Source organism: Micromonospora sp. 15K316 (assembly GCF_004348525.1).
Lineage (GTDB): Bacteria > Actinomycetota > Actinomycetes > Mycobacteriales > Micromonosporaceae > Micromonospora.
Genome location: NZ_SMKG01000259.1, coordinates 1 through 7,678 on the forward strand (window position 1 = coordinate 1; position 7,678 = coordinate 7,678).

Sequence of the window (7,678 nt, forward strand, 5' to 3'; positions counted from 1 at the left end):
GGATCTGGGGGCGTGCGGGTTCTTCTGGTTGGTGGTGGCGGGCGTGAGCATGCGCTCGCGCTCGGGTTGGCGTCCGATCCGGCGGTCACGCAGCTGATCGCGGCACCGGGCAATCCGGGTATCGCCGAGGTGGCCGAGCTGCGCGCGGTCGACTCGAACGACCCGGTGGCGGTGGCCGCGCTCGCGGTGGAGACCGCTGTCGACCTGGTGGTGATCGGGCCGGAGGCGCCGCTGGTCGCCGGGGTCGCCGACGCCGTCCGGGCCAAGGGCATCGCGGTGTTCGGGCCGTCGGCCGAGGCGGCCCGGCTGGAGGGGTCGAAGGCTTTCGCCAAGGATGTCATGACCGCCGCCGGCGTGCCGACCGCCCGCGCCCACACCTGCACCGATCCGGAGAGCGTCGCCCGCGCGCTTGACGAGTTCGGCGCGCCGTACGTGGTGAAGAACGACGGGCTCGCCGCGGGCAAGGGTGTCGTGGTCACCGACGATCGGGCGCGCGCCGAGGAGCACGCGCGCGAGTGCGGCCGGGTGGTGATCGAGGAGTACCTGGCGGGACCCGAGGTCTCGCTCTTCGTGGTCACCGACGGCGAGGCTGCGGTGCCGCTGCTGCCCGCACAGGATTTCAAGCGTATCGGGGACGGCGACACCGGCCCGAACACCGGCGGCATGGGAGCGTACGCGCCGCTGCCCTGGGCCCCGTCCGGCCTGGTCGACGAGGTCATGCGGGACGTGGTCCACCCGACCCTGGCCGAGCTGCGTCGCCGGGGCGCTCCCTTCTCGGGCCTGCTCTACGTCGGGCTCGCGATCACCGCGAAGGGCCCCCGGGTCATCGAGTTCAACGCCCGTTTCGGCGACCCGGAGACCCAGGTGGTGCTCGCGCTGCTGGAGACGCCGCTGGCCGGGCTGCTGCATGCGTCGGCCACCGGCACGCTGGCCGAGCACCCGCCGCTGGTGTGGCGGGACGGCGCCGCGGTGACCGTCGTGGTCGCCTCTCACGGTTACCCGGGCACGCCGCGTACCGGTGACGTGATCACCGGCGCGGACCGTCCCGGTGTCATCCACGCGGGCACCGCCCGCCGGGCCGAGGACGGCGCGCTGCTCTCCGCCGGTGGGCGGGTCCTCTGCGCCACGGCCACCGGTGCGGACCTGGCCGCCGCCCGCGACGCCGCCTACGACCTGGTACGCGGCATCGGGCTGGCCGGTTCGCAGCACCGTACCGACATCGCCACCGCCGCCGTCGAGGGGCGGATCGACATCCCGGGCTGAGCCGGGCGGACGACTCGCCCCGGGTGGCCCGGCCGGCGCCACCCGGGCGACATTCGGCCCCCGCCGGCCCGCACCGCCGAGAGGTCAGCCGTAGTAGCGGCGCAACTCCCGGGCGAGCACCTTGCCGGTGGCGTTGCGGGGCAGGTACTTCACGAAGATCACGTCGCGCGGTACGGCGAAGCGGGCGAGGTAGTGCCGGACGTACTCGCGTACGGCCTCCGGGTCGAGCGTCTCCGCGGGGTGCAGGGCGAGGAACGCGGCGAGGCGCTGACCGTACTCCGGGTCGGCCACGCCGATGACGGCCACCTCGCGTACCTGGGGCAGCTGCGCGAGCAGGTTCTCCACCTCGGACGGGAAGACGTTCTCGCCACCGGAGACGATCATGTCGTCGGCCCGGCCGTCGACGAAGAGCAGGCCGTCGGGGGTCATCCGCCCGAGGTCTCCGCTGTCGAGCAGCCCGTCGCGGCTCTCCCGGCTCGCGCCGGAGGTGTAGCCCTCGAAGAGCATCTCGTTGCCGACGAAGATCCGGCCGACCTGCCCGTCCGGCACGGGTCGGCCGGCGGCGTCGAGGATGCGTACCTGAGTGCCGTTCGGTGGCCGACCGGCGGTGGTGGGGGCCGCCCGCAGTTCGGCCGGGCCCGCGATGGACGCCCAGGAGACCTCGGTCGAGCCGTACAGGTTGTAGAGGACCTCGCCGTAGACGTCCATGAACCGGGTCGCGAGCCCGCCGGGCAGCGCGGAGCCGCTCATCGCCACGACATTGAGCGGGGGCCGCGGTTCGGGCGGCGGCACCTCCATCAGCCGCTGCACCATCACCGGTACGGCGAAGAGCGCGTCGACCCGGTGCGCCACCAGCGCGGCCAACGTGGCGGCGGGGTCGAAGCGGCGGTGCAGCACGATCGTGGCCCGCAGCGCGAAGGAGACCTGGAGGGCGGCGAACCCCCAGGTGTGGAAGATCGGTGCGGCGATCATCACCCGGTCCCGGGTGTGCAGCGGGATGCGGTCGATGATGGACACCAGCGGGCCGAAGCCGCTCGGGGTGGGACGGCGGGCGCCCTTCGGCGCGCCGGTGGTGCCCGAGGTGAGCACGATGATCCGCCCGTCCCGCTCGGGTGGCCGCAGCTCACCGGGGAGTGCGCCGGCCACCAGCTCCTCCCGGGCGCGTTCGTCGAGGCGGGGCAGTTCGGCCGGCAGGCCGAGCACCCGGTCGGTGAACTCGTCGTCGTGCACCAGCACCCGCAGCCGCTGCTCCTCGGCGACGACGGCGAGCTGCGCGGCGGAGAGCCCGGTGTTGACCAGCACCGCGTCGACCCCGAGCAGGGTGGCCGCGACGATCGTCTCGATCAGGCCGTGGTGGTTGCGGCAGAGGACGCCGATCCGCTCACCGGACTGCACGCCGTGCCCGGTCCGCAGGGAGCGGGCCATCCGTTCCGCCCGGTCGAGCAGCTCCCGGTAGGTCAGCTCGGTGCCGTGCTCGTCGATGACGGCGGTCCGGCCGGGGTCACGGGCGGCGGCCTGGCGGAGCTCGCCGGCCAGGCTCCAACCCCACCTCCGCAGCGCGTTGAGCTGCGAGGCGATCCGGATCGGCTGGCCGGGGGTGAGCAGCCCTCGCCGGGTCATCGTGGTGACCATGAAGGGCAGGTCCATGCCGCAGACCTCCTATGGGTGTGGCCGGACGGGTTGGAGGAAGGCGTTCCCGTCCGGATGTCTGCCCTGATCATGCCCGGGGTGCCCGAACTCGGCACAACGAGCGGGCGCGCCAAGTGACGAAGTCGGCACGGTAGGTGGAGCCGCGGCGCCGGCGGGCGACGGATCACCCTCGCCTCGGCGGCGCCGGGTGACCCCGGTGAGCGCGCCGGGAGTTGGCTGCGGGGGACGCAGAACGAGATCCGGGCGACGTTCGCCGACGGCGGGCCGGGGTTGGCGGCATCGAACCAGCCATCATCGGCATACCAGCGTGGCATTAGACCTGGCTGGTCCAGCCTTATCCGCATTCGCACACCCCCTGCGACCGCACTGCGCCGGAGCTCTCACCGGGACGGGAAGGGACCTCCATGCCGATCGTCGAAGCCGCCGAGGGGCACAGCGATGATGCCGCCGCCGAGGCGCCGGCTCCGGTGGGGAGGGCCGTGCGGCGTTCCCGACGCCGGGCGCTGAACCTGATGGTCGTCATCGCGCTGGTCGTGGCGGCTCATGCGGCCCTGGGTGGGCTCGTCTTCACCGCCGGCCCGTGGAAACACTGGGCGGTCGGAGCCGTTCTGGTGATCATCCTGCTCCACCTCCTCGGCGGCCTCGTGGTCCGCCGCCGTAAGGCCCGCACCGCGCAGCCGGTTAGCCCTGGCGAGGCCGACTGAGAGTCGTCCCCGCTCAGATGCGGTGGCCGGAGATCGCCCGGGCGATGACCAGTCGCTGGATCTCGGAGGTGCCCTCGAAGATGGTGTAGATCTTCGCGTCCCGGTACCACCGCTCGACCGGGTGGTCGCGCAGGAAGCCGGCGCCGCCGAGCAGCTGCACCGCCTTCTCGGTCACCGAGACGGCCACCTCGCCGGCCTTGAGCTTGGACATCGAGCCCTCGCCGGCGGCGAACGGTCGGTTGTTGCGTCCCATCCAGGAGGCGCGCCAGACGAGCAGCCGGGCCGCGTCGATCTCCGTCTTCATGTCGGCCAGCGCGAACGCGACCGCCTGGTTGGTGATGATCGGCCGTCCGAACTGGACGCGGTCCTTCGCGTAGTCGAGGGCGTACTCGTAGGCGGCGCGTGCGACACCGAGCGCCTGCGCACCGACGGTGGGGCGGGACAGCTCGAACGTACGCATCGCCGCCTGGCCCGAGGCGCGTTGACCGGAGCGGGCGCGGGTCAGCCGCTCGTCGAGAGCCTCCTTGCCGCCGAGCAGGCAGCGCCCGGGCACCCGTACGTCGTCGAGGAAGACGTCGGCGGTGTGCGACGCGCGCAGACCCAGCTTCCGCAGCTTGCGGGTGGCGGTCAACCCCGGCGTGCCGGGCGGTACGACGAACGCCGCCTGCCCCCGGGATCCCAGGGCCGGCTCGACCGAGGCGGTGACGACGTGGACTCCGGCGATGCCGCCGTTGGTGGCGTAGGCCTTCTGACCGGTCAGCACCCACTCGTCGGCGGCTTCGTCGTAGACGGCTCGGGTGCGCATCGCGCCGACGTCGGAGCCGGCCTCCGGCTCGGTGGTGCAGAACGCCGCCACAGCCGGTGCGTCGACGGTGCCGAAGCACTGGGGCACCCATTCGACGAGCTGGTCGGGGGTGCCGCCGCCGTAGATGGCGGCTACCGCGAGCGAGGTGCCGAAGAGGCTCAGGCCGATCCCGGCGTCACCCCAGAAGAGCTCCTCGCTGGCGATCGGCAGGGAGAGCCCGGTGGGGTCGGCCCAGCAGGTGGCGAGGAACTCGAAGCCGTAGAGTCCGACCTTCGCGGCCTCCTGGATGATCGGCCAGGGAGTCTCCTCGCGGGCGTCCCACTCGGCTGCGGCCGGGCGCACGACCTCGGCGGCGAAGCCGTGCACCCAGTCGCGAAGGTCCCGCTGTTCCTCGGACAGGTCGAGCGAGAACTCGGGCATGTCAGGCCTTCGGGATGTCGAACAGGTTGGCGATGTTGGCCGCCAGGCCCAGGTCACCCTTGGCCTTGAGCTTGCCGGTCATGAACATCATCACGGGGTTCGCCCCGCCGGACACGATCTTGAGGAACTCGACCGGGCCCATGGTGAGGGTCAGCTTCGGTTCGCGTTGCGGGGTCTCGGAGACGGTGCAGCTGCCGTTCTCGATGACGACCTCGTAGGTGTCGTCGCCGCCGTCCGGGCGGCCGGTGATGGCCCAGTGGATGACCGCGTTGGTGGAGCCGGCCCGGTCGGCCCGGAAGAGCGAGGGCATCCGGTTGAAGACCTCGCCGAGCACCTTGCCGCGCAGGTCGCCGGACATCACCTGGGCGATCTTGTCGTCCGGGGTGGACTTGACCAGCTGGGCGAACTCCTTGGGGCCGACGTTGGCGAAGTTGGCCGGGTCGAAGTCAGTCATGCGAAACACCTTCCGGGCGAGCCGACTTTGGTTACTCTGGCGTAACCTTACGCACGAGTAGGTATGCTCGCAAGGTGTCCAGCGCACCCAGCTTCAAGCGCCTGCCCCGGGCCGTACGCGAGCAGCAGATGCTCGACGCGGCCGTGAAGGTCTTCTCCCGGCGCGGCTTCCACGCGGCCAGCATGGACGAGATCGCCGAGGACGCCGGCATCTCCAAGCCCATGGTCTACGCGTACCTGGGCACCAAGGAGGAGCTCTTCGTCGCGTGCCTGCACCGGGAGGGCACCCGGATGACGGAGGCGATCGCGGGTGCGGCCGCACCGGAACTGCCGGCCGACGAGCGGCTCTGGCGAGGGCTCCGGGCGTTCTTCGGCTTCGTCGGGGCGCACCGCGACGGCTGGGCGGTGCTCTACCGGCAGGCCCGCGGCGAGCAGCCCTTCGCCGGGGAGCTCGCCGCCATGCGGGCCCGCCTGGTCGAGGTGGTCGCCGGCATGCTCGACCACGCCCTGCGCGCCGAGGGGCGCGAGATCGCGGGCACCGAGCTGGAGGTGGTCGCGTACGCCCTGGTGGGTGCGAGCGAGTCGCTGGCCGACTGGCTGGCCGACCATCCGGAGGCCGACCCGGAGCGGACCGCGACGCGGATGATGAACGTGGCCTGGCTCGGCGCGGACCAGCTGCTCAACGGCGTCACCTGGCGTCCGCCCGCCGGCTGACCGCGGCGGACGATCGACCCGTCCGGCCGCCGTCACCGCACCGCCTCCGGCGACCGTCCGGCCGCCGGCCGTGCCGGCCTCGCCCGGCGGCGCAGCACGCGCACGCCCTCGACCAGGACGGTGACCGTCAGCGCCAGGCCGAGGCCGAGCAGCAGACCGCGCAGCGGATCCTGCTCGAAGGCGAGCCCGCCGAGGTAACCGACGAGCGCCGAGTAGAGCCCCCAGGAGCCCGCCGCCAGCGCGTCGAAGGCGAGGAAGCGCCGGCGTGGGTACCCCACCGCGCCCATGGTGAGCGTGACCGCCGTCCGACCACCCGGCACGTACCGGGTGACGGTGAGGATGAGCCCGCCGCGCAGGGCGATGCCCCGGCGCGCCCACTCGACGCCGGCTCTCCGCTTCCCGCCCACGGGCAGCCGGTCGAGCAGGCGCGATCCGCCGGCCCGCCCGATGGCGTACGACACGTGGTCGCCGACGAGCGCGCCGGCGGCGGCCACGACGATCACGGCCGGAAGGTTCGGCGTGCCGGACGCGGCGAACACGCCCGCGGTGATCACCGCGGTCTCGCTCGGCACTATCGGAAAGAACCCGTCGAGCACCGCGATCGCGAAGATCGCCAGGTACACCCAGGGTGAGGACATGGTCTGGTGCAGCAGGTCGAGCAGATCCATGATCTCGATGCTGGTCCCGGGCACCGATCCTGCCATCGGCCCTTCGTGAGCCCGTGGGTGCGACTTTGGTAGCACCCGGCCCGGAGGCGGATCGGGGAGAGCCCGGAATCGACCCGGGTACCGCGATCCGGTGGGTGCCCCGACCGGCGCACCCACCCTAGGCTCGGCTGGTGGCCCTCAGCACCGTCGTGCTCCGGCGCGCCGCCGACCGGTACGCGCCACCGGTGGCCGCCGTGGTCGTCGGCGCCGCCGTCCTCGCCTCCGGCGCCGGAGCGTTCGGCGTCCGCTCGTCGCTGCCCGGCGGCCTGCTGCTGGTGATCGCGGTGTTTTCGGGCTGGGCGGTCGCCACCGTCCGGACGCGCCGCTGGCCGTTGTTCCTCGCCGCCGCTCTGGGCTGGCTCGTGCTCGCCGCCTGGCCGGCCGGGTTGGTCGCCTCGTACCAGGCGGGCCTGCGGTCGCGGGACCGGCGCCGGTTGGCCGGGTACGTCCTCGGCGCGGTCTTGGTGCTGGCGGCCGGGGTCCTCGTCGGGCTCGCGGTGGGCGGCGTGCGGCGGATCACCACTGCCACCCCGGCCAACGCGGCCGCCACCGCCGCGTGGCTGGTCGTGTTCCCGCTGGTCGCCGGGCTCCTGGTCCGGTCTCGGCGGGACGTGTTCGCCGCCCTGCGGGACCGGGCCGAACGGTTGGAGCGCGAGCAGGAGGAGCGGGCCGAGCGGGTCCGGGCCGAGGAGCGCGCCCGGATCGCCCGGGAGATGCACGACGTGGTGGCGCACCGGGTGTCGCTGATGGTGGTGCACGCCGGCGCGCTGGAGGTCACCGCCACCGAGCCGTCGACCGTCGAGGCCGCGGCACTGATCCGGTCCACCGGCCGGCAGGCGCTCACCGATCTGCGCGAGGTGCTGGGGGTCCTGCGTCAGCCCACCCCCACCCCCCCGTCTCGTATACACATCTGAGGCTGGCGACGAGCTTACGCGGGTAGATGTCGGGGGGGGGGGGGGCGG

8 protein-coding genes are annotated in these 7,678 nt (G+C 73.1%); 4 read left to right on the forward strand and 4 right to left on the reverse strand.

Translation table 11 applies throughout. The annotated features are described in order from the left end of the window. Nucleotides 1-12: 12 nt before the first annotated feature. Nucleotides 13-1,263: a phosphoribosylamine--glycine ligase gene (gene purD / locus E1211_RS28635; protein WP_132352775.1), complete on the forward strand. Its 1,251-nt coding sequence runs from the start codon at nt 13-15 to the stop codon at nt 1,261-1,263. Nucleotides 1,264-1,347: 84 nt separating this feature from the next. Here the strand turns inward: purD and E1211_RS28640 are convergent, their stop codons facing one another. Continuing rightward, the gene (locus E1211_RS28640) at nt 1,348-2,910 is read right to left on the reverse strand and encodes an AMP-binding protein (RefSeq protein WP_132352777.1); all 1,563 of its coding nucleotides are present in this window, start codon (nt 2,908-2,910) and stop codon (nt 1,348-1,350) included. 407 nt (nt 2,911-3,317) lie between these two features. Here E1211_RS28640 and E1211_RS28645 point away from each other — a divergent pair, with 407 nt between their 5' ends. Continuing rightward, nucleotides 3,318-3,617: a DUF2754 family protein gene (locus E1211_RS28645; protein ID WP_132352779.1), complete on the forward strand. Its 300-nt coding sequence runs from the start codon at nt 3,318-3,320 to the stop codon at nt 3,615-3,617. Nucleotides 3,618-3,630: 13 nt separating this feature from the next. Here E1211_RS28645 and E1211_RS28650 read toward each other — a convergent pair whose 3' ends face one another. Beyond that, the gene (locus tag E1211_RS28650) at nt 3,631-4,842 is read right to left on the reverse strand and encodes an acyl-CoA dehydrogenase family protein (RefSeq protein WP_132352781.1); all 1,212 of its coding nucleotides are present in this window, start codon (nt 4,840-4,842) and stop codon (nt 3,631-3,633) included. A gap of 1 nt (nt 4,843) precedes the next feature. Continuing rightward, on the reverse strand, nt 4,844-5,296 hold the full coding sequence (locus E1211_RS28655) for an SCP2 sterol-binding domain-containing protein (protein WP_132352783.1): 453 nt from the start codon (nt 5,294-5,296) through the stop codon (nt 4,844-4,846). A gap of 74 nt (nt 5,297-5,370) precedes the next feature. Here E1211_RS28655 and E1211_RS28660 point away from each other — a divergent pair, with 74 nt between their 5' ends. Continuing rightward, on the forward strand, nt 5,371-6,009 hold the full coding sequence (locus E1211_RS28660; RefSeq protein ID WP_132352785.1) for a TetR/AcrR family transcriptional regulator: 639 nt from the start codon (nt 5,371-5,373) through the stop codon (nt 6,007-6,009). A gap of 32 nt (nt 6,010-6,041) precedes the next feature. On the opposite strand, the gene E1211_RS28665 is transcribed toward E1211_RS28660, so the two are convergent. Next, nucleotides 6,042-6,713, reverse strand: a complete 672-nt coding sequence (locus E1211_RS28665; RefSeq protein WP_243709736.1) for a DedA family protein — start codon at nt 6,711-6,713, stop codon at nt 6,042-6,044. Nucleotides 6,714-6,847: 134 nt separating this feature from the next. On the opposite strand from E1211_RS28665, the gene E1211_RS33075 reads away from it, so the two are divergent. Continuing rightward, complete coding sequence (locus E1211_RS33075) at nt 6,848-7,630, forward strand: histidine kinase dimerization/phosphoacceptor domain-containing protein (protein ID WP_207915543.1); 783 nt, start codon at nt 6,848-6,850, stop codon at nt 7,628-7,630. Nucleotides 7,631-7,678: the final 48 nt, after the last annotated feature.

Bases quoted from the DNA above. Each gene is read 5' to 3' on its own strand.
- E1211_RS28645 (WP_132352779.1), top strand. From the start codon at position 3,318: ATGCCGATCGTCGAAGCCGCCGAGGGGCACAGCGATGATGCCGCCGCC.
- E1211_RS28640 (WP_132352777.1), bottom strand. From the start codon at position 2,910: ATGGACCTGCCCTTCATGGTCACCACGATGACCCGGCGAGGGCTGCTC.
- E1211_RS28650 (WP_132352781.1), bottom strand. From the start codon at position 4,842: ATGCCCGAGTTCTCGCTCGACCTGTCCGAGGAACAGCGGGACCTTCGC.
- E1211_RS28665 (WP_243709736.1), bottom strand. From the start codon at position 6,713: ATGGCAGGATCGGTGCCCGGGACCAGCATCGAGATCATGGATCTGCTC.
- E1211_RS28655 (WP_132352783.1), bottom strand. From the start codon at position 5,296: ATGACTGACTTCGACCCGGCCAACTTCGCCAACGTCGGCCCCAAGGAG.